This window comes from Pseudomonas marginalis (genome assembly GCF_024169655.1).
GTDB classification, from domain to species: Bacteria; Pseudomonadota; Gammaproteobacteria; order Pseudomonadales; family Pseudomonadaceae; genus Aquipseudomonas; species Aquipseudomonas paraveronii.
In genome coordinates this window covers 6,125,051-6,149,907 of record NZ_JALJWV010000001.1, presented here as the reverse complement: position 1 = coordinate 6,149,907, position 24,857 = coordinate 6,125,051, and the positions used below count along the sequence as shown (strand labels likewise).

Annotated in this window: 25 protein-coding genes; 18 read left to right on the top strand and 7 right to left on the bottom strand. The window is 60.6% G+C overall.

Going from position 1 to position 24,857, the window contains the following annotated elements:
* The first annotated feature begins 5 nt into the window (after positions 1–5).
* The 3 genes from J2Y83_RS28515 to J2Y83_RS28505 all read left to right on the top strand — a co-directional run bounded on the left by J2Y83_RS28515 (position 6) and on the right by J2Y83_RS28505 (position 2,058).
* On the top strand, positions 6–1,091 hold the full coding sequence (locus J2Y83_RS28515; RefSeq protein WP_247403542.1) for a 5-(carboxyamino)imidazole ribonucleotide synthase: 1,086 nt from the start codon (positions 6–8) through the stop codon (positions 1,089–1,091).
* Positions 1,092–1,197: 106 nt separating this feature from the next.
* Positions 1,198–1,443, top strand: coding sequence for a GlsB/YeaQ/YmgE family stress response membrane protein (locus J2Y83_RS28510; protein WP_253400169.1), 246 nt, complete (start codon positions 1,198–1,200; stop codon positions 1,441–1,443).
* Positions 1,444–1,521: 78 nt separating this feature from the next.
* A complete protein-coding gene (locus J2Y83_RS28505) occupies positions 1,522–2,058 on the top strand; it encodes a DUF3299 domain-containing protein (protein ID WP_253400168.1) in 537 nt (178 codons plus the stop codon).
* Between the two features lie 29 nt (positions 2,059–2,087).
* On the opposite strand, the gene J2Y83_RS28500 is transcribed toward J2Y83_RS28505, so the two are convergent.
* Together J2Y83_RS28500 and J2Y83_RS28495 are read right to left on the bottom strand one after the other, a co-directional pair.
* Positions 2,088–2,987 (bottom strand): D-hexose-6-phosphate mutarotase, encoded by a 900-nt coding sequence (locus J2Y83_RS28500; RefSeq protein WP_253400167.1) that lies wholly within the window; start codon positions 2,985–2,987, stop codon positions 2,088–2,090.
* Positions 2,988–3,044: 57 nt separating this feature from the next.
* Positions 3,045–3,449 (bottom strand): acyl-CoA thioesterase, encoded by a 405-nt coding sequence (locus J2Y83_RS28495; protein ID WP_010566936.1) that lies wholly within the window; start codon positions 3,447–3,449, stop codon positions 3,045–3,047.
* 468 nt (positions 3,450–3,917) lie between these two features.
* On the opposite strand from J2Y83_RS28495, the gene J2Y83_RS28490 reads away from it, so the two are divergent.
* The 9 genes from J2Y83_RS28490 (at position 3,918) to J2Y83_RS28450 (ending at position 14,890) form a co-directional block, all read left to right on the top strand.
* Positions 3,918–5,207, top strand: coding sequence for an MFS transporter (locus J2Y83_RS28490; RefSeq protein ID WP_253400166.1), 1,290 nt, complete (start codon positions 3,918–3,920; stop codon positions 5,205–5,207).
* Between the two features lie 241 nt (positions 5,208–5,448).
* Entirely contained in the window at positions 5,449–6,435 is a 987-nt protein-coding gene (locus J2Y83_RS28485) for a phosphate ABC transporter substrate-binding protein PstS (protein ID WP_247404674.1), read from the top strand.
* Positions 6,436–6,920: 485 nt separating this feature from the next.
* Positions 6,921–8,954: an ABC transporter permease subunit gene (locus tag J2Y83_RS28480; protein ID WP_253400459.1), complete on the top strand. Its 2,034-nt coding sequence runs from the start codon at positions 6,921–6,923 to the stop codon at positions 8,952–8,954.
* A 15-nt stretch (positions 8,955–8,969) separates the two neighbouring features.
* Positions 8,970–10,640 carry a phosphate ABC transporter permease PstA gene (gene pstA, locus J2Y83_RS28475; RefSeq protein WP_253400165.1) on the top strand — a complete coding sequence of 557 codons (1,671 nt, stop codon included), beginning with the start codon at positions 8,970–8,972 and terminating at the stop codon, positions 10,638–10,640.
* A gap of 189 nt (positions 10,641–10,829) precedes the next feature.
* Entirely contained in the window at positions 10,830–11,663 is an 834-nt protein-coding gene (pstB, locus tag J2Y83_RS28470; RefSeq protein WP_253400164.1) for a phosphate ABC transporter ATP-binding protein PstB, read from the top strand.
* Positions 11,664–11,733: 70 nt separating this feature from the next.
* Complete coding sequence (gene phoU, locus J2Y83_RS28465) at positions 11,734–12,495, top strand: phosphate signaling complex protein PhoU (RefSeq protein ID WP_247404684.1); 762 nt, start codon at positions 11,734–11,736, stop codon at positions 12,493–12,495.
* Positions 12,496–12,662: 167 nt separating this feature from the next.
* On the top strand, positions 12,663–13,568 hold the full coding sequence (locus tag J2Y83_RS28460) for a response regulator (protein WP_253400163.1): 906 nt from the start codon (positions 12,663–12,665) through the stop codon (positions 13,566–13,568).
* A gap of 285 nt (positions 13,569–13,853) precedes the next feature.
* Positions 13,854–14,153, top strand: coding sequence for a helix-turn-helix domain-containing protein (locus tag J2Y83_RS28455; protein ID WP_253400162.1), 300 nt, complete (start codon positions 13,854–13,856; stop codon positions 14,151–14,153).
* Between the two features lie 65 nt (positions 14,154–14,218).
* Entirely contained in the window at positions 14,219–14,890 is a 672-nt protein-coding gene (locus J2Y83_RS28450) for a M23 family metallopeptidase (RefSeq protein WP_253400161.1), read from the top strand.
* Between the two features lie 3 nt (positions 14,891–14,893).
* Here the strand turns inward: J2Y83_RS28450 and J2Y83_RS28445 are convergent, their stop codons facing one another.
* The 3 genes from J2Y83_RS28445 to phoB form a co-directional block, all read right to left on the bottom strand.
* On the bottom strand, positions 14,894–16,234 hold the full coding sequence (locus J2Y83_RS28445) for a hemolysin family protein (protein WP_253400160.1): 1,341 nt from the start codon (positions 16,232–16,234) through the stop codon (positions 14,894–14,896).
* A gap of 173 nt (positions 16,235–16,407) precedes the next feature.
* A complete protein-coding gene (phoR, locus tag J2Y83_RS28440; RefSeq protein ID WP_253400159.1) occupies positions 16,408–17,730 on the bottom strand; it encodes a phosphate regulon sensor histidine kinase PhoR in 1,323 nt (440 codons plus the stop codon).
* 59 nt (positions 17,731–17,789) lie between these two features.
* Positions 17,790–18,479 carry a phosphate regulon transcriptional regulator PhoB gene (gene phoB / locus J2Y83_RS28435; RefSeq protein WP_003176964.1) on the bottom strand — a complete coding sequence of 230 codons (690 nt, stop codon included), beginning with the start codon at positions 18,477–18,479 and terminating at the stop codon, positions 17,790–17,792.
* Positions 18,480–18,633: 154 nt separating this feature from the next.
* Here phoB and J2Y83_RS28430 point away from each other — a divergent pair, with 154 nt between their 5' ends.
* Positions 18,634–19,014: a COG4315 family predicted lipoprotein gene (locus tag J2Y83_RS28430; RefSeq protein WP_253400158.1), complete on the top strand. Its 381-nt coding sequence runs from the start codon at positions 18,634–18,636 to the stop codon at positions 19,012–19,014.
* Positions 19,015–19,045: 31 nt separating this feature from the next.
* Here the strand turns inward: J2Y83_RS28430 and ubiA are convergent, their stop codons facing one another.
* Together ubiA and J2Y83_RS28420 are read right to left on the bottom strand one after the other, a co-directional pair.
* Positions 19,046–19,936, bottom strand: a complete 891-nt coding sequence (gene ubiA / locus J2Y83_RS28425; RefSeq protein ID WP_253400157.1) for a 4-hydroxybenzoate octaprenyltransferase — start codon at positions 19,934–19,936, stop codon at positions 19,046–19,048.
* Entirely contained in the window at positions 19,936–20,499 is a 564-nt protein-coding gene (locus J2Y83_RS28420) for a chorismate--pyruvate lyase family protein (protein ID WP_253400156.1), read from the bottom strand. Before J2Y83_RS28420 ends, ubiA begins: the two co-directional genes overlap by 1 nt.
* Before the next feature lie 197 nt (positions 20,500–20,696).
* Here J2Y83_RS28420 and J2Y83_RS28415 point away from each other — a divergent pair, with 197 nt between their 5' ends.
* The 5 genes from J2Y83_RS28415 to J2Y83_RS28395 all read left to right on the top strand — a co-directional run bounded on the left by J2Y83_RS28415 (position 20,697) and on the right by J2Y83_RS28395 (position 24,819).
* A complete protein-coding gene (locus J2Y83_RS28415; RefSeq protein ID WP_253400155.1) occupies positions 20,697–20,864 on the top strand; it encodes a rubredoxin in 168 nt (55 codons plus the stop codon).
* Between the two features lie 36 nt (positions 20,865–20,900).
* A complete protein-coding gene (locus J2Y83_RS28410) occupies positions 20,901–22,049 on the top strand; it encodes an NAD(P)/FAD-dependent oxidoreductase (protein WP_253400154.1) in 1,149 nt (382 codons plus the stop codon).
* A gap of 191 nt (positions 22,050–22,240) precedes the next feature.
* Entirely contained in the window at positions 22,241–22,516 is a 276-nt protein-coding gene (locus J2Y83_RS28405) for an HU family DNA-binding protein (RefSeq protein WP_003213368.1), read from the top strand.
* 798 nt (positions 22,517–23,314) lie between these two features.
* A complete protein-coding gene (locus J2Y83_RS28400; RefSeq protein ID WP_253400153.1) occupies positions 23,315–23,971 on the top strand; it encodes a type III secretion effector protein in 657 nt (218 codons plus the stop codon).
* Positions 23,972–24,387: 416 nt separating this feature from the next.
* The gene (locus tag J2Y83_RS28395) at positions 24,388–24,819 is read left to right on the top strand and encodes a DcrB-related protein (RefSeq protein WP_253400458.1); all 432 of its coding nucleotides are present in this window, start codon (positions 24,388–24,390) and stop codon (positions 24,817–24,819) included.
* Positions 24,820–24,857 lie beyond the last annotated feature (38 nt).

The window sequence follows — 24,857 nt, the reverse complement described above, 5'->3', positions numbered from 1 at the left end:
TGACGATGAAAATCGGTGTAATCGGTGGCGGCCAACTGGGTCGCATGCTGGCCCTGGCGGGAACGCCGCTGGGGATGAACTTCGCTTTCCTGGACCCGGCGCCGGATGCCTGTGCGGCCGCGTTGGGTGAACACCTGCGCGCTGACTACAGCGACCCGGACCACCTGCGCCAACTGGCCGACGAAGTCGACCTGGTGACCTTCGAGTTCGAAAGTGTCCCGGCCGAAACCGTGGCCTTCCTCTCGCAGTTCGTGCCGGTGTACCCGAGCGCCGAAGCCTTGCGCATCGCCCGTGACCGCTGGTTCGAGAAGAGCATGTTCAAGGACCTGGGCATTCCGACCCCGGCCTTCGCCGATATCCAGTCCCAGGCGGACCTGGACGCCGCCGTCGCCAGCATCGGCCTGCCGGCCGTGCTGAAAACCCGCACCCTGGGTTACGACGGCAAGGGCCAGAAAGTCCTGCGCACCGCCGCCGATGTGGTCGGCACTTTCGCCGAGCTGGGCGGCGTGGCCTGCCTGCTGGAAGGCTTCGTGCCGTTCACCGGCGAAGTCTCGCTGATCGCCGTGCGTGCCCGCGATGGCGAGACCCGCTTCTATCCGCTGGTCCACAACACCCACGACAACGGCATCCTCAAGCTGTCCGTGGCCAGCACCGATCACCCGTTGCAGGCCCTGGCCGAAGACTATTCCAGCCGTGTGCTCAAGCAACTGGATTATGTCGGCGTGATGGCGTTCGAGTTCTTTGAAGTCGACGGTGGCCTCAAGGCCAACGAAATCGCCCCGCGCGTGCATAACTCCGGGCACTGGACCACCGAAGGCGCCGAGTGCAGCCAGTTCGAGAACCACCTGCGCGCGGTGGCGGGCTTGCCGCTGGGCTCTACGGCCAAGGTGGGCGAGAGCGCCATGCTCAACTTCATCGGTGTGGTCCCGCCGGTTGAAAAAGTCGTCGCCATCGACGATTGCCACCTGCATCACTACGGCAAGGCCTTCAAGGCCGGGCGCAAGGTCGGCCACGCCAACCTGCGCTGCCAGGACCGTGCGACGCTGCAAGCGCAGATCCTTAAAGTAGAGGCGTTGATCGCCGAGCAATAACCCTGGGGCCGGCGGGAACCAATGGTGGCCGCCGTCTCTCTGATTGCAGGATGACAAAGCCTCGCTAGGCTTTGTCATGACTCACTTTCAATCAGAGGGAAATGCCATGGGTATCATCGGAACCATCTTTATCGGCCTGATCGTCGGCCTGCTGGCGCGCTTCCTCAAGCCCGGTGACGACAACATGGGCTGGATCATGACCATCCTGCTGGGTATCGCCGGCTCCCTTGCCGCCACCTATGGCGGTCAGGCACTGGGTATCTACCAGGCAGGCCAGGGCGCGGGCTTTATCGGCGCATTGGTCGGCGCCATTGTGTTGTTGGTGATCTACGGCCTGATCAAAAAGAAGTAATCGAGCGACAAAGTCCTCTGCGCTGCGCAGGCGCAGAGGGCTAGAATGCCGGCACTGTTTACCTTGTCGAGCTCCTCCATGCGCCGTCTCCTCTTGATGTTTCTCCTGCTCGGCCCAGGCCTGGCTCATGCTGGCGAATTGCCGGAAACCGACTGGCTGGACCTGATGCCGCTGTCGGACCAGAAAGCTCTCGAACAGATGCCGGAAATCGACCACAACTCCCCCGAAGCCCAGGGCACCTTTACCGACAAAGGTGGCTTGAAGCAGAGCAAGGGGTTGCCGGCGGTGATGTATTCCACCAAGACCGTGGCCGCCATGAACGGCAAAAACATCCGCATCGGCGGTTACCCGGTGCCCTTGGAAACCGACGCCAAGGGCCGCAGTACGCTGTTCTTCCTGGTGCCGTACCCCGGCGCATGCATCCACGTGCCGCCACCGCCGCCGAACCAGTTGGTATTGGTGCGTTACCCCAAGGGGTTGAAGCTGGATGATATCTACACGCCGCTGTGGGTCACGGGCACGGTGAAGGTGGAGACGGTCAACAATGACCTGGCCGATGCGGCGTATGCGTTGGATGCGCAGAAGGTGCGGGTGGTGAAGGAGTCGGATCTCTAAACCACACACAAAACCCAATCTGGGAGGATTTACAAAGTGCTACTGGTGATGCTCACGCCCAGCGTGTGGCTTTCGCCCGGCGCCAACACCACCACATCATCCAGCACATTCGCCGTCTCGATGCACAACATGCCCTGCCAGCCGTCGTCGGCCATGTCGTCGAAGGCCTTGGCCCGTTCGGTCCAGGGGTTCCAGATCACGGTCGACCGGGAACCCTCGCTGGTGAGCTGGACGCGGCGCTGCCAGTCTTTATCGACGATGTTCAACTGCTCGGGGGTGTCGAGGTAGATGCGGTCGGTCTCGGCGCTGAAGTGCAGCAGCCCCGCCTGTTGCCGGGTGGCCCAACCGTCGGCGGTATCGATATACGAACACCCGTCCAGGCCTTCGACCTGCACGTTGCGCACGTCGCTTACGGCGAAGTAGGTGTGCAGCGCCTGGCTGAGGGTCACCGTTTCGTGGCCATGGTTATGGCTGGTCAGGCGAATGTGCAGTTGATCGTCCAGGCGCAGGCTCAGCGTCAGGTCGACCTGATGGGGCCAGCCGGGAAAGCCGCCCGCAGGCACGGGGAGCACCAGGTCGACGCGCAGCGCGTCGCCGTCGAGTTCGGTTGTGGCCAATTCCCAGATCGCAGTACGCACGAAACCGTGGGCACCCGCAGGTTGATCGCTCTGGCGCATGGCCTGCACGCTGCGCGGGTTGCGGTCGAACACGCCGAACCACGGCCAGCACACCGGTACGCCGGTGCGGATGCCTTTGCCGGCCTTGAAGACGGCTGCCCTGTTCGGCCAGATCAGCGGCTGTTCGCCTGTGCGTTGGTAACTGAAGATGTGCGCGCCCTGTTGGGCCACCATCAGTTCGGCACCGTTGTGGCGGATGCGCCAGCAGTCCAGCTCGTCGATTTTGACGGTTTCAACGTGGGGCGTCGGCATAACAAAGCACTCTCAATGGCAGGCAATGGGCAATTGACCGTCAAAACCCGGCGAGGTTTAACGCGCCCGCGACGGCACCGAACGGGTACGGCCGCTGCCATCGATGGCGACGAACACGAACACCGCCTCGGTGACCTTGCGCCATTCGCTGGACAGCGGGTCGTCGCTCCACACTTCGACCATCATCTGGATCGAGCTGCGGCCGATTTCCAGGGCCTGGGTATAGAAGGACAATTGCGCGCCCACGGCCACCGGCACCAGGAACGCCATGCGATCAATGGCCACGGTGGCAACACGCCCGCCTGCGACCTTGCTGGCCATGGCCGTACCGGCCAGGTCCATCTGCGAGACCAGCCAGCCGCCGAAGATATCGCCGAAACCGTTGGTTTCACGCGGAAGCGCGGTGATTTGCAGGGCGAGATCGCCTTGCGGGATGGGATCTTCTTGTTCGAGTTCGATCATGCCGAGGGTGCCTCTGAGCCGTGACGCTTCATGGGTGTTTCAAGTGGATAGCCGTCTTGTAGAAAAACATTTCAGCACCAACGCACGACGCGAGCTGTGTTTCTCGTAAGGCGTACTAAAGGGAAACTCTGCCAAACCGGCTGGATGGCACCCAACGGCGTTTTGGCACAGCAGCCCCTCAAGACTGCGGGTCTGGCGCTTGCAAGGGCCGAGTATATCGAGACGCTGGCGTCGCGACGACCTCTGGGCGCTCATTTGGTCGGTAAATAGACGCTGTAACGGAGCTTTTTCCGGCAACTGTTCTTCTGCCCAAGTTGACGGACTCTCTGCGCCGTGGGGATTTCGCCTGTCTGGACGGTTGAGCGTTCGGCGCTGTGCTTTTTCCAGCGATTTGTTATCTTGCCGGACCGCCGCAAGTCCAGGGCGTGCCGTCCTTATTACGCTGATTACTATAAGAGAAGCCTTGCCATGTCCTCCGTGCCTGCAAGCAGTGCGCAACCGTCGCGCCCGCTGACCCGCAACGACTACAAAACCCTGTCGCTGTCTGCCTTGGGCGGGGCGCTGGAATTCTACGACTTCATCATCTTCGTGTTTTTCGCCACCGTGGTCGGAAAACTGTTCTTCCCGGCTGACATGCCCGAGTGGCTGCGCATGATGCAGACCTTCGGCATCTTCGCCGCCGGCTACCTGGCGCGCCCCCTGGGCGGCATCATCATGGCGCACTTCGGCGACCTGCTGGGCCGCAAGAAAATGTTCACCCTGAGCATCTTCATGATGGCCGTGCCGACCCTGATCATGGGCCTGCTGCCGACCTACGCGCAGATCGGCCTGTGGGCGCCGATCCTGTTGCTGCTGATGCGCGTGATCCAGGGCGCGGCGATCGGCGGCGAAGTGCCGGGCGCCTGGGTGTTCGTCTCCGAGCACGTCCCACCGCGGCACATTGGCTACGCTTGCGGCACCCTGACCAGCGGCCTCACCGCCGGCATCCTGTTGGGTTCGCTGGTGGCCACCGCCATCAACACGCTCTACAGCCCGGAACAGGTCTCGGATTACGCCTGGCGCATCCCGTTCCTGCTCGGCGGTGTGTTCGGCCTGCTGTCGGTGTACCTGCGCCGCTGGCTGCATGAAACGCCGATCTTCGCCGAGATGCAGCAACGCAAGACACTCGCCGCCGAACTGCCGCTGCGCGCGGTATTGCGCGACCACCGTGGCGCCATCGTGCTGTCGATGCTGCTGACCTGGCTGCTGTCGGCCGGCGTCGTAGTCGTCATCCTGATGACCCCGACCGTGCTGCAAACCCTCTACCACTTCAGCCCGACCGTTGCGCTGCAGGCCAACAGCCTGGCCATCGTGACCCTGAGCCTGGGCTGCATTGCTGCCGGCGCCCTGGCCGACCGCTTCGGTGCCGGCCGCATACTGGTGGTCGGTTGCGCACTGTTGCTGGCGACCTCCTGGACGCTGTATCACAGCCTGCTGGACCACCCGGACTGGCTGTTCCCGCTGTACGCCCTGACCGGCCTGTTTGTCGGCACCATCGGCGTGGTGCCTTACGTGATGGTCAAAGCCTTCCCGCCGGTGGTGCGCTTCAGCGGGTTGTCGTTCTCCTACAACGTGGCCTACGCCGTATTCGGCGGGCTGACGCCGTTGGCGGTGTCGCTGCTGATGAAGGAAAGCCCGATGGGCCCGGCCTACTACGTTGCCGTCCTGTGTGTGATGGGAATGGGGGTGGGTGGGTATCTGTGGACGCGTGGCAGGTAATCAAGCATCTGAAGATTGTTCCTACGCAGTAGCGTAGGAGCGATCATAGGTTACAGAGTGTTTCCGAATCATCGCTTCAACCGCCTCGCCATCCCCGTCTTTTCGGCACTTGCTGCCTGCAGCCGCTTTTTCTCCCAATACTGGCCTTTCATCTAACTGTCACATTCCGGACATAGAGTGTTCACACGGCCTACCGATACTTGGCCCCGATCCAACTATCCCTATCTGCTAGGAGTAAGGCATGAAACTGAAGCGTTTGATGGCGGCAATGACTTTTGTCGCTGCTGGCGTTGCGACTGCCCACGCGGTGGCCGCTGGTGTTGACCCGGCAATTCCGGCTTACGTGAAGACCACTGGTGTGTCGGGCAACTTGTCCAGCGTCGGTTCCGATACCCTGGCTAACTTGATGACCCTGTGGGCTGAGGGTTACAAAAAGGAATACCCGAACGTCAACATCCAGATTCAAGCTGCTGGTTCTGCCACTGCGCCACCTGCGCTGACTGAAGGCACCTCCAACCTGGGCCCGATGAGCCGCAAGATGAAGGACACCGAACTGGCTGCCTTCGAGCAGAAGTACGGCTACAAGCCAACCGCTATCCCGGTTGCCGTGGATGCCCTGGCGGTGTTCGTGCACAAAGACAACCCGATCAAGCACCTGACCATGGAACAAGTCGACGCGATCTTCTCCTCGACTCGTCTGTGCGGTAGCAAAGCCGACGTGAAAACCTGGGGCGACCTGGGTGTGACCGGCGACCTGGCCAACAAGCCAGTGCAGTTGTTCGGTCGTAACTCGGTATCCGGCACCTACGGCTACTTCAAGGAAGAAGCTCTGTGCAAAGGCGACTACAAGCCTAACGTGAACGAACAACCTGGCTCGGCTTCGGTCGTGCAGTCGATCAGCTCCTCGCTGAACGGCATCGGTTACTCGGGCATCGGCTACAAGACCGCCAGCGTGAAGACTGTGGCCCTGGCCAAGAAAGGCAGCACCGACTTCATCGAAGACAGCGAAGAAAACGCCCTGAACGGCAAATACCCGCTGTCGCGTTTCCTCTACGTTTACGTCAACAAAGCCCCGAACAAGCCGCTGGCTCCGCTGGAAGCTGAGTTCGTGAAACTGGTGCTGTCCAAGCAGGGCCAGGAAGTCGTAGTGAAAGACGGTTACATCCCACTGCCAGCCAAAGTAGCCGCCAAGGCCCTGGCTGACCTGGGTCTGAAAGAAGGCAACTAAGTTGCTGGGCCGGGTAAAGCCGGCCGTTCTGTAGGCGCGGGCTTGCTCGCGAAAGATGATAGAGCACTGCGTTTATTCAGAAGCGGCGCGTTATCGTTAACGCTCTTCGCGAGCAAGCTCGCTCCTACAGAAACTCCGAATTTTTTGGTCCGCTGCCAGCTCTGCTACGCGGCGGATTTTTTGCGTCACTGCACTGTCATCTTTCTGTCATACAGGATCGCTAGGGTGTGCGCATGAATGATCTGGCCAATTCCACCATGACGACGACTTCTCCCCCCAAGCGCATTGATTTCAATACGCCTGAGCTGCAACGCAAGCGCCGCATTCGCGCGCTCAAGGATCGCCTGACCCGTTGGTACGTGCTGATCGGCGGTCTCGCCGTTCTCGGCGCTATCACCCTGATCTTTTTCTTTCTGGGCTACGTGGTCGCGCCTTTGTTCCAAGGCGCCTCGCTGACCAAGGAAGCCGCGCTGACACCGGCGTGGATACAAGATGCGGGCAAGCCGTTGATGATCTCTCTGGAAGAGCAGAATCAGGTCGCCATGCGGGTTTCCGACAAGGGCCAGGCGCTGTTCTTTGAGGTGGACACCGGTACCGAACTCAAGCGCATCGACCTGCCGCTGGCGGCCGGCGTCAGCGTCGTGTCGATTGGTAAAGACCAGCCGGGCAGCCCGCTGGTGATCCTCGGTTTGTCCAATGGCCAGTCCCTGGTGTTCCGCCACACCTACAAGGTGTCCTACCCGGACGGCAAGAAGACCATCAGCCCAGCCATCGAATACCCTTACGGCGAAACCCCGATCGTGCTGGATGACGCCGGTCGCCCGCTGGAACACGTCGCGCTGAACGCCACCGACACATCGCTGGTGGTGGCCGGTTCGGCCGGTTCGCACTTGAACGTGCTGTCCCTGAGCCGTGAAGAAAACATGATGACCGGCGAAGTCACCAGCGAGCAGAAGCGTATCGAGCTGCCGCAGATGACCGAGCCGGTGAAGGCGATCTTCATCGACCCACGCCAGCAGTGGCTGTACGTGATCAACGGCCGTGCCCTGGCCGATGTGTTCAGCCTGCGCGACAAGAGCCTCAACGGTCGCTACAAACTGCTGGAAGATGGCGGCGCGGAAATCACCGCCAGCACCCAACTGGTGGGCGGTATCTCGCTGATCGTCGGTAACTCCAAGGGCGGCCTGGCCCAGTGGTTCATGGCCCGTGACCCGGATGGCGAACAGCGCCTGAAGCAGATCCGCACCTTCGAGATGGGCACTGCGCCCATCGTTGAAATCACCGCCGAAGAACGTCGCAAAGGCTTCACCGCCCTCGACGCTTCCGGCAAATTCGGCGTGTTCCACAGCACCGCCCACCGCACCCTGCTGGTGGACCCGGTGGTCGACGGCCAGGGCGTGTTCGGCCTGTCGCCACGGGCCAACCGCGTGATCGTCGAAGCCGGCGGCAAGCTGCAACCGTTGCTGCTGGATAACCCGCACCCGGAAGTGTCGTGGAGCGCGCTGTGGAGCAAGGTCTGGTACGAAAACTACGACGAGCCTAAATACGTCTGGCAATCGACCGCCGCCAACACCGATTTCGAACCCAAGATGAGCCTGGCGCCGTTGACCTTCGGTACGCTGAAGGCCGCGTTCTACGCCATGTTGCTGGCTGCGCCGCTGGCCGTTGCTGCGGCGATCTACACCGCGTACTTCATGGCCCCGAGCCTGCGCCGCAAGGTCAAACCGGTGATCGAGTTGATGGAAGCGATGCCGACGGTGATCCTCGGCTTCTTCGCCGGCCTGTTCCTCGCGCCGTATGTCGAAGGCCATCTGCCAGGGATTTTCAGCCTGCTGATGCTGGTACCGATTGGTATCCTGGTGGCCGGCTTTGTCTTCAGCCGCCTGCCTGAGTCCATCCGCCTGCGGGTTCCGGATGGCTGGGAAAGCGCGATCCTGATCCCGGTGATCCTGTTTGTGGGCTGGCTCTCGCTGTACATGAGCCCGTACCTGGAAACCTGGTTCTTCGGCGGCGACATGCGCATGTGGATCTCCCACGACCTGGGCATCACCTATGACCAGCGCAACGCTCTGGTCGTCGGCCTGGCGATGGGGTTCGCGGTGATCCCGAACATCTACTCCATCGCCGAAGACGCCGTGTTCAGTGTGCCGCGCGGTCTGACCCTGGGCTCTTTGGCCCTGGGCGCCACGCCATGGCAGACCATGACCCGCGTGGTCATCCTGACTGCCAGCCCGGGGATTTTCTCGGCGCTGATGATCGGCATGGGCCGCGCCGTGGGCGAGACCATGATCGTGCTGATGGCCACCGGTAACACCCCGGTGATGGAGATGAACCTGTTCGAAGGCCTGCGCACCCTGGCGGCCAACGTCGCGGTGGAAATGCCCGAGTCGGAAGTGGGCGGCAGTCACTACCGCGTGCTGTTCCTCTCGGCGCTGGTGCTGCTGTTGTTCACCTTCATCATGAACACCCTCGCCGAGCTGATTCGTCAGCGTCTGCGCAAGAAATACTCGTCGCTTTAAGAAAGGTAGAAGTCTGTGAAACAGAACTCCCTGAATGGATGGTTCAAGAGCGGCGCCCCCGGCGTCTGGATCAGCGGTGGCGCGGTGTCCATCGCGGTCATCATGACCCTTGGTTTGCTGGCTGTGATTGCGGTGCGTGGTTTGGGCCACTTCTGGCCGGCTGACCTGATCCAGGCCAACTACAACGTACCGGGCCAGGAAAACCATATCGTCATCGGCGAAGTGGTGCAGAAAGAAGAAGTGCCGCGCGAGCGCCTGAAAAGCGCTGGCCTGCCCGTGCCCGACGCAGGCCCGGAATTCATGACCCGCGAGCTGATCAAAGTCGGCAACCGCGATCTGAACGGCAACGACTTCACATGGATCGTCGGCGAATGGCTGAAGAACCAGACCAGGCCGGTGGAATTGATGACCATCGAGCGTCGTGAGTGGGGCAACTTCTACGGCACCCTGGTCAACGTCAAGCAGGATGGCAAGGTCATCGCTGAAGGCGAGGCCGCGTGGCCGGAGCTGCAGGCGCGTGTCGACCGCGTGAACAAGCTGGCGGCCCAGCTCAAGACCCTTGAGAAGTCCGATATCGGCGCGATCAACGCCGGTCTCGAACGTATCCGCCTGCACGGTCGCAAACTGGAGCTGGAAGGCAAACTCGACGCCGCCGCCCAGGCCGACATGGATGCCGACCGTGCCGAACTGAATGCCCGTTACCAGGACATCGAAGCGCGCCTGTCCGACCTGCACGCCCAGTTCAACCGCGACGCTCTGACCGCCCGCGACGCGAACGGCAAGGAAGTGGAAATCGGCATCGGCAAAGTGGTCCACGCCTATCAGCCGAACGCCATGGGCACGATGACCAAGATCGGCTTTTACTTCAGCAAGGTCTGGGAATTCCTTAGTGACGACCCGCGGGAAGCCAACACCGAAGGCGGGATCTTCCCGGCTATCTTCGGCACCGTGATGATGACCCTGATCATGGCGATGATCGTGACCCCGTTCGGCGTGCTGGCGGCGGTCTACCTGCGTGAATACGCCAAGCAGAACACCCTGACGCGGATCATCCGCATCGCCGTGAACAACCTGGCGGGTGTACCGGCCATCGTTTACGGCGTGTTCGGCCTGGGCTTCTTCGTGTATGTACTGGGTGGTTCGGTTGACCGCCTGTTCTTCGCCGAAGCCCTGCCGGCTCCGACGTTCGGCACGCCGGGCCTGTTGTGGGCGTCGCTGACCCTGGCGCTGCTGGCGGTGCCCGTGGTGATCGTGGCCACCGAAGAAGGCCTGGCGCGGATTCCTCGCACCGTGCGCGAAGGCTCCCTGGCACTCGGCGCGACCAAGGCGGAAACGCTGTGGAAGATCGTGCTGCCGATGGCCAGCCCGGCGATGATGACCGGCATGATTCTCGCCGTGGCCCGTGCCGCCGGTGAAGTGGCGCCGCTGATGCTGGTGGGGGTGGTCAAGCTGGCCCCGTCGCTGCCGCTGGACGGCAACTACCCGTACCTGCACCTGGACCAGAAGATCATGCACCTGGGCTTCCATATTTATGACGTCGGCTTCCAGAGCCCCAACGTCGAGGCCGCACGGCCGCTGGTGTACGCCACCGCGCTGTTGCTGGTGCTGGTGATCGCCACGCTCAACTTGTCGGCGGTGTGGATTCGTAACCACCTGCGCGAAAAATATAAAGCGTTGGATAGCTAATTGAAGTGACGCGGATTCAATGTGGGAGGGGGCTTGCCCCCGATGGCGGCGTATCAGAAACACCTATGCCGGCTGACACACTGCTATCGGGGGCAAGCCCCCTCCCACACTGGACCGCGCTACACGCAGAATTTGAGTAAACCGCCCAGGCGGTTCAACGAAACGAATTGGTAGCACAGGGAGCATCCCATGCAACAAGAAACCCATTCCCACGGCATCAACATGTCCGCCCTGGGTCGCGACAAACAGAGCCTGAGCCTGGCCCAGGAAACCGTGGCCATCGAAGTGCCGGGCCTGAGCCTGTACTACGGTGAAAAACAGGCGCTGTTCGACGTCAGCATGAACATCCCCAAGCAGCGCGTGACCGCCTTTATCGGCCCGTCGGGCTGCGGCAAGTCCACGCTGCTGCGCACCTTCAACCGCATGAACGACCTGGTCGACGGTTGCCGCGTGGACGGTGCGATCAACCTCTACGGCAGCAACATCTACCGCAAGGGCGAAGACGTGGCCGAGCTGCGTCGCCGGGTGGGCATGGTGTTCCAGAAGCCCAACCCGTTCCCCAAGACCATCTATGAAAACGTGGTCTACGGCCTGCGTATCCAGGGCATCAACAAGAAGCGCATCCTCGACGAAGCGGTCGAGTGGGCGCTCAAAGGCGCGGCGCTGTGGGACGAGGTCAAGGACCGTCTGCATGAATCAGCCCTCGGCCTGTCCGGCGGCCAGCAACAACGTCTGGTGATCGCGCGTACCATCGCCGTGGAGCCGGAAGTGCTGCTGCTCGACGAACCTTGCTCGGCACTCGACCCGATCTCGACGCTGAAAGTCGAAGAGCTGATCTACGAGCTCAAGTCCAAGTTCACCATCGTCATCGTGACCCACAACATGCAACAGGCGGCGCGGGTTTCCGACTACACCGCGTTCATGTACATGGGCAAGCTGGTGGAGTTCGGCGATACCGATACCCTGTTCACCAATCCGGCGAAGAAACAGACCGAAGACTACATCACCGGTCGCTACGGCTAGGATGCTGTGGTTCAGATTGCATTGACGCTGCGGTTCTCCGCACCTTTCCGGACGCTCCAAGGACGCCAACATGATTAGTAAAGAAGGCCTTACCCATCACATCTCCGCGCAGTTCAACGCCGAGCTTGAGGAAGTGCGCAGCCACCTCCTGGCGATGGGCGGGTTGGTGGAGAAGCAAGTCAACGATGCGGTCACCGCGCTGATCGAGGCCGACTCGGGCCTGGCCCAGCAAGTGCGTGAGATCGATGACCAGATCAACCAGATGGAGCGCAATATCGACGAAGAATGCCTGCGCATTCTCGCCCGCCGCCAGCCGGCGGCTTCCGACCTGCGCTTGATCATCAGCATTTCCAAGTCGGTGATCGACTTGGAGCGTATCGGCGATGAGTCCACTAAAATCGCGCGCCGCGCCATCCAACTGTGCGAAGAAGGCGAAGCCCCGCGCGGCTATGTGGAAGTGCGGCATATCGGCGACCAGGTGCGCAACATGGTGCGCGATGCCCTGGACGCGTTTGCCCGCTTCGACGCCGAGTTGGCGTTGTCGGTGGCCCAGTACGACAAGGTCATCGACCGTGAATACAAGACCGCGCTGCGTGAGCTGGCCACCTACATGATGGAAGACCCGCGCTCTATCTCGCGGGTCTTGAGCATTATCTGGGTGCTGCGCTCCCTGGAGCGGATCGGCGACCACGCGCGCAATATTTCGGAGCTGGTGATCTACCTGGTGCGTGGCACCGACGTGCGGCACATGGGGCTCAAGCGCATGAAAGCCGAAGTTGAAGGCTCAACTGATCAAATCCCTAATGTTCCGGGTGAATCTGACGATAAGTAAGGTTGCCCGAGAAATTAACGCCCGGCCTTTGGTCGGGCGTTTTCATTTGTGGCAGCTGATTTTTTTTGCGCGTTGGGTGAAAGAAAACCCAACGTGACTACAGAGTTTTGGCAAAATGCCATTAGTCAGGCGTTCTGCGTGCCGCGTTTTTATAGGATAAAGGGTCGATGAGTAAAGTCAGTGTATTGGTGGTGGATGACGCCTCGTTTATTCGCGACCTGGTGAAGAAGTGCCTGCGCAACTACTTCCCCGGGATCAAGATTGAAGATGCGGTGAACGGCAAAAAGGCCCAGGCCATCCTGATGCGCGAAACCTTCGACCTGGTGCTGTGCGACTGGGAAATGCCCGAGATGTCCGGCCTGGAGCTGTTGACCTGGTGCCGTGAGCAACCGCAGCTCAAAGCCATGCCGTTCGTGATGGTGACCAGCCGTGGCGACAAGGAAAACGTGGTGCAGGCGATCCAGGCCGGGGTTTCCGGCTACGTCAGCAAACCGTTCACCAACGAACAGCTATTGACCAAGGTCAAGCATGCCCTGCATAAGGTCGGGCGCCTCGACGCCCTGGTCGCCAGCGCGCCGACCAAGATGAACTCAGCCTTCGGTAACGACTCCCTGAGCGCCCTGACCGGTGGCAAGCCTGAAGCGGTCAAGGCCGCACCAGTGGCGGCGGCTGCCCCGAGCAGAGGCCTGCTCAACAGCCCGCCCGTACCGGCGGCTGCGGCCGCTGCGCCTGCCAGCGGTCGTGGACAGGGCCAGTTGCGCCTGTCCAGCGGCACCCAGCAATGCGTGATCAAGGGCCTGAGCATCAAGGAAGCGCTGCTGGTGGTCCGTCGCAGTGAGGTCCTGCCCCAAGTGCTGGAAAGCGCGGTGCTCGACCTTGAGCAAGGCGACAACGCCGAAGTCGCGCGCCTCAACGGCTACCTGCACGCCATCGTCGCCTTCGAGCCCAAGCCCGACAGTGACTGGCTGCAACTGACCTTCCGCTTTATCGACCAGGATGCGCAGAAGCTGGACTACATCTCACGGCTGATCGCGCGGGGTACGGCGCAGAAGCATTTTGTGCCGGGCGCTTGATCGTCTGAATAACGGGAATCGACCGACGGTCTGATTCCCGTTGGGTTACTTGATTTATATCTGTTTCGATATAGTCTTTCGATGACGCTTCAGTGTCATCGAGCTTTTGCTATGCCTTGAAACAAACCTCTACCGCCTCTGGCCGAATCGTCTATTACGCTTTTTCTTTCCAGGAAAGGAGAAGCCAATGCCGAGGCACAAGGATGTGGTGTTTCTAGGAAGTTCGCTCAAGGATCTCAGACATCGAACTGGCTCGCGCCAGACTGCAGGAATTAGGTTAAGCCCATGACAAATCAAAAGTTACCTACCGAACGTTTCAACTGTGTATGGGATGCCTTGGAAGACACTCCCGAGCAAGCCGTCAATATGCGCCTGCGTTCAAAACTGCTGTTGGCGTTATGCAAGACCATCCGCAGTTGGGAGCTCTCTCAGAAGGATGCGGCACAAAGGCTGGGTATCAGTCAGCCTCGCCTTAACGATGTGCTTAACGGCAAGATCGATAAGTTTTCTCTTGATGCGTTAGCCAACTTGTCGGGCGCCGCCCGGATGGACGTCGATATCTGTTTTACCGCATTGCCGGCCTGACCTCACCCAGAGTTGTCATCAACCGTTGCTAGCCTGCCGTTCAGTCTCCCCGGCAGGTTCACGCCATGCTCCTTCGCCTATTGCTGTTCTGTGGGCTGGCCACGGTCGCCACGTCGACCCTGGCCATGACCCTCTACAAATCCACCGATGCCAATGGCGAGGTGTTTTTCAGCGACCGGCAAACCCCCGGCGCCCAGGCGTTCGTGATCCAGGAGCGCAGGGCCGAGCGTGTGCAACGGCCGGTGCTCGACCGGCCAAAACCCGGTTACTCGCTGCAAGCCTACCGCTACCCGTTGCCTTGGCGCGGTGGACCCTTTCGCCTGACCCAAGGCCCCAACGGCAACTTCAGCCATACCGACGCCAAAAGCCGCTACGCCATGGACATTGCCATGCCCGAAGGCACGCCGATCATTGCGGCGCGCAGCGGTGTGGTGGTGAAGATCGAAAATAGCCAGGCCGGGCGCGGCAACGATGCGTCGGGGAATTTCGTGCGAGTGCAGCACGATGACGGCACCCAGGGCGTGTACCTGCACCTCAAACAAGGTTCGGTCAGCGTCAGAGTCGGGCAGCGGGTGGCGCTGGGCGGTGCGTTGGCGTTGTCGGGCAATACCGGCAACAGCAGCGGGCCGCACCTGCACTTTGTGGTGCAGCAGAGTACCGAGGCAGGGCTGGTATCGATCCCGTATGAGTTCAACCAGCCCGTGGGGGTATTGCCCAATTTCGCATTGGGCAATTGAGGGTCAGTCCAGCAGCAGGACCTTGGCCAGCACGATTTTTGGCCCTTTCATCTTCTTGATGATGATCCGCAGGCCTTCAACTTCGAGCACTTCTTCCTCTTCCGGTACCCGCTTGAGGGTGTCGTAGACCAGCCCGGCCAGGGTTTCCGCTTCGATGTGGTCGAGGTCGACGCCCAGCAGGCGTTCCACCTTGAACAGCGGCGTATCGCCGCGTACCAGCAGTTTGCCCGGCTGGTAGGCGAGGATGCCGCGTTCGGCCTTGCGGTGTTCGTCCTGGATATCGCCCACCAGCACTTCGAGCACGTCTTCCATGGTCAGGTAGCCGATGATATTGCCGTCGGCCTCTTCCACCAGGGCGAAGTGCGCGCCGCCTTTGCGGAACTGCTCCAGCAACTGCGACAGCGGCATGTGCCGCGACACGCGCTCCAGCGGGCGGGTCAGTTCGGCCAGGTTGAACGACTCGGGGATATGCTCCAGGTTCGCCAGTTCCAGCAGCAGGTCCTTGATGTGCAGCAGGCCGACAAACTCGTTGCGCTGCGCGTCATACACCGGATAACGGCTGAATTTGTGGCGACGGAACAGCGCGAGGATTTCCTTGAGCGGGGCGTTGAAGTCCAGGGTTACCAGGTCTTCCCGCGAGTTGGCCCAGTCCACTACTTCCAACTCGCCCATTTCCACGGCCGAGGCCAATACGCGCATGCCTTGGTCGCTAGGGTCCTGGCCACGGCTGGAGTGCAGGATCAGCTTGAGTTCTTCGCGGCTGTATTGGTGCTCATGGTGCGGGCCGGGTTCGCCTTGCCCGGCGATACGCAGGATGCCGTTGGCGCTGGCGTTGAGCAGGTAGATCGCCGGGTACATGGCCCAGTAGAACAGGTACAGCGGCACCGCCGTCCATAGCGACAGCAATTCCGGCTTGCGAATGGCCCAGGATTTGGGGGCCAGTTCACCTACCACGATGTGCAGGTAGGAAATCAGGAAGAAGGCGGAAAAGAACGACACGCCCTTGATCACTTCCGGCGACTCGACGCCGACGGCGCCCAGCAGCGGCTCGAGGATATGCGCAAAGGCCGGCTCACCGACCCAGCCCAGGCCCAGGGAGGCGAGGGTGATACCCAACTGGCAGGCCGACAGGTAGGCGTCGAGCTGGCTGTGTACGGTGCGCAGGATCTGCCCGCGCCAACCGTTGGTGTGGGCGATGGCCTCGACCCGCGTGGAACGCAATTTGACCATGGCAAACTCCGCCGCAACGAAGAAACCGTTGAGCAGTACCAGGATCAGTGCAAAGAGAATCATGCCGAAATCGGCGAAGAGCGTGGCGAGGGTGATACTTGGGGAAGGGTCCATGATGGGGTTTTGCGGGTTCCGTGTGTTCAATAGGGGTGACAGGAGCGCCTGAAAGGCAGACGCAAGTCGGCCAATGTAGCGTCTGGCGCAGCGCTTGCCTAGTGCTCGCTGCCTGACGGGGCCAGGAATGCTATCTCCGAAACCCTACAAATCCACATGTGGGAGTGTCCGGGTTACTCATCATTCACGACCATCCGTGAACGGGTCACCTGGGTCGGTGGAAAATGGCAGGTAAAGGTGCTGCCGTGGCCGAGCACGCTGCTGATTTCCAGGCGGGCGCGGTGGCGCAGTAGCACATGCTTGACGATCGCCAGGCCGAGCCCGGTGCCGCCGGTGTTGGAGTTGCGGCTGGAGTCGACGCGGTAGAAGCGCTCGGTCAGGCGTGGCAGGTGCTTGGCGTCGATGCCGATGCCGGAGTCCTGCACACTCAGGTGTGCGCCCTGCGCGTCGGCCCACCAGCGGATGCGGATATTGCCTTTGTCCTGGGTGTATTTCACGGCGTTGAACACCAGGTTGGAAAACGCGCTGCGCAATTCGCCTTCGCTGCCCTTGAGCAGTATCGACGGGTCGGCTTCCAGGGTGATCTGTTGCCCGCGCTCGCCAGAGAGGGCCTGTGCGTCGTTCTTGATGGTCTGCAACAGGCTTTGCACCGCCACCGGGTGGCTATCCGAGGGGTAATCGGTCGCCTCCAGCTTGGCCAGCAACAGCAAGTCATTGAGCAGGGTTTGCATGCGCGAGCCTTGCTGCTGCATTTGCTGCAGGGCACGGTTCCAGCGCGGGTTGATCTCGTCGACGTTGTCCAGCAGCGTCTCCAGGTAGCCGCAGATCACCGTCAGGGGGGTGCGCAGCTCGTGGGAGACGTTGGCGACGAAGTCCTTGCGCATCTGTTCCAACTGGTGGATGCGGGTCACGTCGCGTACCAGCATCAAATGTTCGTTGTTGCCGTAACGCGTCAGGTACAGCTGGATGCGCACGCGGTCGTTGGTGGGCGAGGGGATTTCCAGGGCTTCTTCGTAATTTTCCTGCTCGAAGTATTCCTTGAAGCGCGGGTGGCGGACCAGGTTGGTCACCGGCTGGCCGCTGTCCTGGGGCGTCTTGAGGCCCAGCAGGGTCTCGGCGGCGCGGTTCCACCATTCGAGGTTGCCGTCGCTGTCGAGCATGATCACCGCGTCTTTCAGCGCGGCGGTGGATTCCTGTACGCGGTCGATCACCGCTTGCAGGCGCCCGCGCACCCGTTGGTCGCGGCGTTGCAGGTGGTAGATGCTGTCGAACACCTCGCCCCACAGGCCGTAGCCGTCGGGTGGTGCTTCATCGGGTTTGTGCTGGCGCAGCCATTCATGCAGGCGCAGCAATTGCTTGAGGGTCCAGCCCAGGTACAGGCCAATGCCGACGGCCAGGCTCCAGCCGTATTGGCCGCTGACCAGGCCTACCAGCAAGCAGCCGGTGATCAACAGCAGCAGGTGGCGGATCAGCGTGCCATGCCAGTTTTGGTTCACTTGAACATGCGTCCTTGTCAGCTGTTAAGTCAGGCTCTTGCGTTCAGAAACCGGCTGGCTCAGCCCTTGGTGGAAAACCGATAGCCGGTGCCGCGCACGGTTTGTACCAGATTCTCGTAGGCATCGCCCAAGGCTTTGCGCAGGCGACGGATATGCACGTCCACGGTGCGTTCTTCCACGTACACGTTGCCGCCCCACACTTGGTCCAGCAACTGGCCACGCGTGTAGGCGCGCTCCTGATGGGTCATGAAGAACTGCAGCAGGCGGTATTCGGTCGGGCCCATCTCGGCGGGCTTGCCGTCGATGGTCACGCGGTGGCTGATCGGGTCCAGCAACAGGCCGCCGACTTCGATCGGCGCTTCGCCATCGGTAGGGCCGGCACGCCGCAGTACGGCTTTCAGGCGTGCGACCAGTTCCCGTGGGGAAAACGGCTTGGTGATGTAGTCATCGGCGCCGACTTCCAGGCCCTGGATCTTGTTGTCCTCTTCGCCCTTGGCGGTGAGCATGATGATCGGGATATCGCCGGTCAGCTCGTCACGCTTGAGGCGGCGGGCCAGTTCGATGCCGGAGGTGCCGGGCAGCATCCAGTCCAGCAGGATCAGGTCCGGTTTGCGGTCGACAATAATGGCATGGGCCTGCTGCGAGTTTTCGGCCTCAAGGCAGTCATAGCCGGCCATTTCCAACGCGACGGCGATCATCTCGCGAATGGGCGCTTCGTCGTCGACGATCAGAATGCTCCTGCCAACCATGCCTAAAATCCTCATGTCATTTAACTGTCTTGCGCCGCATTAGATAACGGAATTATTGCAGTCGTGTGACAGTAATTTAGCTGCTTGCGCAATTCCCGCCTCCGTGGACTACGCTTTGGGTCCGAATCCTGACAACCACAAAAGGAAGGTTCCGATGACTTACAGTACTTTTTCCTGGAAGGCCTTGCTGGTCACGGCGGCGTTGACGCTGCCGACATTGGCGTTTGCCGCCGACCCTGCGATGACCAAAGACGGGATGCTGGTCGATCAAAAGGGCATGACGCTCTACACCTTCGCCAAGGATGCCGATGGCAAATCCATGTGCAACGATAAGTGCGCCGCCAACTGGCCGCCGTTGATGGCTGAATCCACCGACAAGCCTATGGGCAAGTGGACCGTGATCACCCGTGACGATCAAAAGAGTCAGTGGGCCTACAGCGGCAAGCCGCTCTACACCTTCGTCATGGACAAGAAGGCCGGCGACACGACCGGTGAAGGCAAGATGGACGGGGCCTGGAAAGTCGCCAAGCCGTAGTTCAGCCCCTAGCGATGAGGGGCCTGGCTCCTCATCGCAACCCGTAATCCGCGACAATCCCGACAAAGATCGCCAACCCTGCCCAGTGGTTGTGCAAAAACGCCTTGAAGCACTTCATCCGGTCCCTGTCGCGGGTGTACCAGAATTCCCAGGCAAAACAGCCCGCCGCCGCCAGCAACCCCAAGTGGAACCAGCCGCCCAACTCAAACCGCGCCCCAGCCAGTAACAGGCACGCGAGCGCCAGGCCTTGCAGGGTCAGAATGATCACCCGGTCGGCGTCGCCAAACAGAATGGCGGTGGATTTCACGCCGATCTTCAAGTCGTCGTCGCGGTCCGTCATGGCGTAATAGGTGTCGTAGCCCACCGTCCACAGCACATTGGCGATATACAGCAGCCACGCGGCGGCAGGCAGGCTGCCGGTCTCGGCGGTGAACGCCATCGGCATGCCCCAGGAAAACGCCGCGCCCAGCACCACCTGCGGGTAATAGGTGTAGCGCTTCATGAACGGATAGCTTGCCGCCAGCGCCAGGCCGCCGAGGGACAGCAGGATGGTCGTCGCGTTGGTCAGCAGCACCAGCAGGAAACTGATGCCCATCAGCAGCGCGAAAAATACCAGCGCCTCTTTCGAGCTGATCTTGCCGCTGACCAGCGGGCGTTGCTCGGTGCGCTTCACATGGCCGTCGACCTTGCGGTCGGCCCAGTCATTGATCACGCAGCCACCGGCGCGGGTCAGCACCACGCCGAGCACGAAAATCACGATATTGCTCAAGGACGGCGAGCCCTTGCCGGCGATCCACAGCGCCCACAGCGTCGGCCACAGCAGCAGGTAGATGCCGATGGGTTTGTCCATGCGGGTCAACTGAATGAAATCCCAGGCCCTGGGGTTCAGATGGTTCAAGGATTTGAGCAGGCGTTGATACATCAGCAGTTCTCCGGGTGGTCATGCACCGCATGCCACAGGCTCGGCAGGAAGATTTCGGCGACCAGTACGCTCAGCGTCCCACGATCGAACCGCGAGCGGCGCGCCCACAGCCCGTCGACCCGATCCGCCGCAGGCAACCATGGGCGCGGGTAATGGCAGACCTCGATCGCCCGGCGCGTGAACGCGCGGTCGCAGAACAGCAGTTCGCCCAGGGAGCGGCTCCCCAGCGCGTCCATATGCAGCCCGTCGCCTTGTAACGCACTGCGCGACGCCACGCTGCGGGCAAACACCCACGGCCGGGCATGCCCGCACAAATACACTTCGCGTACCCAACCGATACTGGCCAAGGGCAGGTCCAGCGCCGCGCATTCGTCGTCGCGCAGCGGCTGCCAGCCTTCGCACAGCGGCGTCACGCTGAAACCGTCGTTGGACAGCCGCGTCAGGCGCCGCGTCAGCGAGCCCTCGTCGAACAGCCAGTCAAGGGTCAACGGCGCGGGCAGGGGGCTCAGAAGGCTCTGGGTCAGCCATTGGCAAGCATCGGGAAGGGCGATTGAGTGCGGCACGGTGCGTCAATATTGGCAGCAAAAGAGGCGGCGAGCTTACCATGGCGCCCGGCTCTTTTGCCGGGCTGAACCGCTGCCTTGCGTCGATCGTGCTTGCATCTGCAGGCCCCGATCAGTACAAAACGCGCTGAGCCGCACGGCAACGCGAGATCTATCGACCGTCGGCCAACCTGCCTGGACCCTGAGGAAGCAAGTAAATGAAGAAGTGGCAATGTGTAGTCTGCGGCCTGATCTATAACGAAGCGGAAGGCTGGCCGGATGACGGAATCGCTCCGGGTACCCTGTGGCAGGACGTTCCGGAAGACTGGCTGTGCCCGGACTGCGGCGTGGGCAAAACCGATTTCGAAATGATCGAAATCGCGTAATCGCGAATTTAAGAAACGTATTACAAGGAGAAAGGAATGAACGCACCTGTCGTGATCGTCGGCACAGGACTGGCCGGTTACAACGTGGCCCGCGAGTTTCGCAAGCTCGACAGCGAAACCCCGTTGCTGCTGATCACCGCGGATGATGGGCGCTCCTACTCCAAGCCCATGCTCTCCACCGGCTTTGCCAAGAACAAGGAAGCCGATGGCCTGAGCATGGCTGAACCTGGCGCCATGGCCGAGCAACTCAAGGCCGAAGTGCGCACGCATACCCGTATCACCGGCATCGACCCGGGCCACAAGCGCCTGTGGATCGGTGAAGAAGCGGTGGCCTACCGCGACCTGGTCCTGGCCTGGGGCGCGGAAACCGTGCGAGTGCCGGTCGAAGGCGACGCTGCGCAGCTGATTTTCCCGATCAACGATCTTGAAGACTACGCGCGCTTTCGCGCAGCAGCCGTCGGTAAACGCCGCGTCCTGCTGCTCGGCGCCGGCCTGATCGGCTGCGAATTTGCCAACGACCTGATCCTCGGTGGCTACGAAATCGACCTGGTGGCGCCGTGCGAGCAAGTCATGCCAACCCTGCTGCACCCGGCGGCTGCCGCAGCGGTGCAGGCCGGACTGGAAGGCCTTGGGGCGCGCTTCCACCTGGGCCCGGTGCTCAACCGCCTGCAACGCAGCGCCGACGGCCTGGAAGCGCACCTGTCGGACGGTGAAGTGGTCCGCTGCGACCTGGTGGTCTCGGCCATCGGCCTGCGCCCGCGTGTCGATCTGGCCGCGGCTGCCGGCCTGCAGATCAACCGCGGGATCATGGTCGACCGCCACCTCAAGACTTCCCACGCCAACATCTATGCCCTGGGCGACTGCGCCGAGGTCGATGGCTTGAACCTGCTGTACGTCATGCCGCTGATGAGCTGCGCCCGCGCCCTGGCCCAGACCCTGGCGGGCAACGCCACGGCTGTGAGCTATGGGCCGATGCCGGTCACCGTGAAAACCCCGGTCTGCCCGCTGGTGGTTTCGCCACCGCCACGGGGCACCGAAGGCGTGTGGAGCGTCGAAGGACAGGGCGCCGACATCAAGGCCCTGTGCCGCGACACCGGCGGCCGCCTGCTGGGCTACGCGCTGACCGGCAGCGCCGTGATGGAAAAACTGGCGTTGAACAAAGAACTTCCGCCGTTGCTGGCGTAAATACCAGTCGTTCTGTCGGAATAACCCTGTTTTTCACCCTAGAAAGGTCGCCGCGAGACTGGCGCGGCGTCCGAGGGCATGCCATCCTCACTCCCGTCTGCCGCAGAGTAGAGCCTGCGGCGCCTTGGGCGCTGCTCCACTAGAGAGCAGCACGGACATAACAACAAAAAACCGTCAAAGAGGCTTCACTTATGCGTAAACCAGAACTCGCAGCCGCCATCGCTGAAAAAGCGGACCTCACCAAAGAACAGGCCAATCGCGTCCTCAACGCCGTTCTCGAAGAAATCACCGGCGCCCTGCACCGCAAGGACAGCGTCACCCTGGTTGGCTTCGGCACCTTCCTGCAACGCCACCGCGGCGCCCGCACCGGCAAAAACCCGCAAACCGGTGAGCCGGTAAAAATCAAGGCCAGTAATACCGTTGCGTTCAAGCCGGGCAAGTCACTCAAAGACAGCGTCAACCCGTAATAGCGGTATCGTCTCGAAGGGGGCGGGGTGGTAGAAAAAGTGGGCACGCCGACTGGGTTGGGTGCCCATTTTTTGTGCGCGTGGAACAGCGATTGAAGTGCAAGGCAGAGGCTGACAGCCCATAGGGTTATTAGTTGTAGGAGTGCAGCGTTTCTTATTACGCCTGAAACGCGATTATTGAAACGCTGGAACTTAACTATTACGGAGTGCCACTTATCGGTCGAGGTTGCAGGGACGCACTCATGACTATTTTATAGAGGTGTCTCAATGAAACTTACCAATCAAACTTATCTTCCTCCCATCACTCCATCATCTCAGCCCACCGCGCCAGATAACTCCGCTCCATTGACGTCGGGTAATGGGCAGCAAACGGCTGACCGCTCGAAGATTGTATATGGTTCGAATGCGGGTAACGGAGGAGGTATTGAATATCCCACGACGAGTAATGAGAAGGTGGGGGATTCTAAGTCAAGAAGCGCTAGGGCTGCCAAACCCTCCAGGCGGGGAGGGGGAGGGGGAAGTGGATCGGGAGGAGGATCGAATCCAAGTAGCGGTAGTTCGGGCGCTGGACAGGGAGGTGCAGGAGGATCGAATCCAGGTAGCGGTAATTCGGGCGTTGGACAGGGAGGTGCAGGAGGATCGAATCCAGGTAGCGGTAATTCGGGCGCTGGACAGGGAGGTTCCGGAGGAGGATCGAATCCAAGTCGCAATAATCCGGGCGTTGGACAGGGAGGTTCCAGAACAGGATCGAGTTCAGGTTCTAGGTCACCGATAAAACCCAAAGGCGCGTCACCTAGTATGAGGAATTCTATAAAAAACACGCAAGATATTAACGATCTCCACGATAAAAATGGGTTCAAGCCGCTCTCTTCTGAACTGGCGGCCAGTGCGCGCAGCGCACTTATCAATGGGGGGACAAATTTACTGGTGGGTATCCCCATGAGTGTGACGGAACATATGGCTTCCAAAGCCATCATCAGTAGAATCGAAGGGCAAGCTACAATGCCAGGAGCGGAAAAAAAGGGTGCGGACGGCAAAATCACGACCGTAGATCCGGCCGCGACAGAACAGCAAAAAATAGACGCGCGCCTCGAAGACAGTGAAATAAAAACAGAGTTGATGGCCAACCAGATCCTTTCTATTAACGAAGGGCCTGAGGCTAAAGCGGTTAGTAAAAAGGCTGATGCATCAAAGAACACTGCCGAGCGCTTGACCAATCAAGAAAAAACCTTGGAAAGCATAGAAAAGCAGATAGAAGACCTGAGTAAACGATACGACATTGTTCATAAGCCGTATGAAGCGGAGAAGTCGTCAGATACGCCGACTGACAAGTCTCGGATGGACAATATTGCAAAACACTATACGCACCTGAACAAAACGCTCATGAGACTGATAAATGCTGTGGATGCCGATGTGAAGGCCAAAGCGCAGGCCGATGGGGAGCCTAGTTGGTAATTGCTCGCTTCAGGATTAGAGAGTGGCTGATTTTATAAGCAAGTCTGCCATTGCCGTCAAACTTCACTAGCGTCTCGAAGGCTGGCGGGGTGGTAGAAAAAATGGGCACGCTGACTGGGTTGGCGTGCCCATTTTTTATGGGGCGGGAGCAGGGTATCGCCCTCGGCTTGATCCCGCATGAACCGGGTTTCGCCCAGCGGCCAACCGTCGCGGCCATGCTCGGTTTTTTCGATGCGCCGGCCCAGCGGGTCATAGGTCGTCCGGCAGTTCGACGTGGATCAGGTCGTCCCAAGTACTGCTGGCTCCCAGGAACTCGGTGAATGGGTTTAGGAAACGATGCGAGCGAAGTTCTTGATTGTTGCCAGGCGCTGTCCGAAGATTCGCGATCTATCGAGCCATCATGGAAGGCAAGCACAGTGATTCCTTACAGAACTCAAGAAGTAGATCTAGAAGTCCCCGACACCTGGCAGGACCAGAGCATCACGATCTTTAAGCTGCCGGCAGTCGGTAGTGCTAAAGAAGCTAGCTTCATCGTCACTCGTGATGCTACCCAGGGGGCGTCTGCCTTTGTGGACTACGTCGACAACCAAATGAAGAGTGCGGAGCAGCAGTTGCCGGCGTTCAAACTGGCTCAGCGTTGGGACATGGTGCTCTATGGTCATGCGGCCACATTGGTGGATTACAGCTGGCAACGTGAGGGTCGAGAGATCATGTTGCGACAGGTCTTTATAGAGCGTAAACCCGCCGTTTTGATCACGACATTGACAACCACCCCCGATGATCTTGTTCATCATGAGAAGGCTTGGAAGATTGTCATGAATTCGCTGAAACCGCGGGTTTCCGATTGATCGGGTGATGTGTTCCGCGTCGATACAACACGAGTGGA

Bases quoted from the DNA above. Each gene is read 5' to 3' on its own strand.
- J2Y83_RS28515 (WP_247403542.1), top strand. From the start codon at position 6: ATGAAAATCGGTGTAATCGGTGGCGGCCAACTGGGTCGCATGCTGGCC.
- J2Y83_RS28510 (WP_253400169.1), top strand. From the start codon at position 1,198: ATGGGTATCATCGGAACCATCTTTATCGGCCTGATCGTCGGCCTGCTG.
- J2Y83_RS28505 (WP_253400168.1), top strand. From the start codon at position 1,522: ATGCGCCGTCTCCTCTTGATGTTTCTCCTGCTCGGCCCAGGCCTGGCT.
- J2Y83_RS28500 (WP_253400167.1), bottom strand. From the start codon at position 2,987: ATGCCGACGCCCCACGTTGAAACCGTCAAAATCGACGAGCTGGACTGC.
- J2Y83_RS28495 (WP_010566936.1), bottom strand. From the start codon at position 3,449: ATGATCGAACTCGAACAAGAAGATCCCATCCCGCAAGGCGATCTCGCC.
- J2Y83_RS28490 (WP_253400166.1), top strand. From the start codon at position 3,918: ATGTCCTCCGTGCCTGCAAGCAGTGCGCAACCGTCGCGCCCGCTGACC.
- J2Y83_RS28485 (WP_247404674.1), top strand. From the start codon at position 5,449: ATGAAACTGAAGCGTTTGATGGCGGCAATGACTTTTGTCGCTGCTGGC.
- pstB (WP_253400164.1), top strand. From the start codon at position 10,830: ATGCAACAAGAAACCCATTCCCACGGCATCAACATGTCCGCCCTGGGT.
- phoU (WP_247404684.1), top strand. From the start codon at position 11,734: ATGATTAGTAAAGAAGGCCTTACCCATCACATCTCCGCGCAGTTCAAC.
- J2Y83_RS28460 (WP_253400163.1), top strand. From the start codon at position 12,663: ATGAGTAAAGTCAGTGTATTGGTGGTGGATGACGCCTCGTTTATTCGC.
- J2Y83_RS28455 (WP_253400162.1), top strand. From the start codon at position 13,854: ATGACAAATCAAAAGTTACCTACCGAACGTTTCAACTGTGTATGGGAT.
- J2Y83_RS28450 (WP_253400161.1), top strand. From the start codon at position 14,219: ATGCTCCTTCGCCTATTGCTGTTCTGTGGGCTGGCCACGGTCGCCACG.
- J2Y83_RS28445 (WP_253400160.1), bottom strand. From the start codon at position 16,234: ATGGACCCTTCCCCAAGTATCACCCTCGCCACGCTCTTCGCCGATTTC.
- phoB (WP_003176964.1), bottom strand. From the start codon at position 18,479: ATGGTTGGCAGGAGCATTCTGATCGTCGACGACGAAGCGCCCATTCGC.
- J2Y83_RS28430 (WP_253400158.1), top strand. From the start codon at position 18,634: ATGACTTACAGTACTTTTTCCTGGAAGGCCTTGCTGGTCACGGCGGCG.
- ubiA (WP_253400157.1), bottom strand. From the start codon at position 19,936: ATGTATCAACGCCTGCTCAAATCCTTGAACCATCTGAACCCCAGGGCC.
- J2Y83_RS28415 (WP_253400155.1), top strand. From the start codon at position 20,697: ATGAAGAAGTGGCAATGTGTAGTCTGCGGCCTGATCTATAACGAAGCG.
- J2Y83_RS28410 (WP_253400154.1), top strand. From the start codon at position 20,901: ATGAACGCACCTGTCGTGATCGTCGGCACAGGACTGGCCGGTTACAAC.
- J2Y83_RS28405 (WP_003213368.1), top strand. From the start codon at position 22,241: ATGCGTAAACCAGAACTCGCAGCCGCCATCGCTGAAAAAGCGGACCTC.
- J2Y83_RS28400 (WP_253400153.1), top strand. From the start codon at position 23,315: ATGAGGAATTCTATAAAAAACACGCAAGATATTAACGATCTCCACGAT.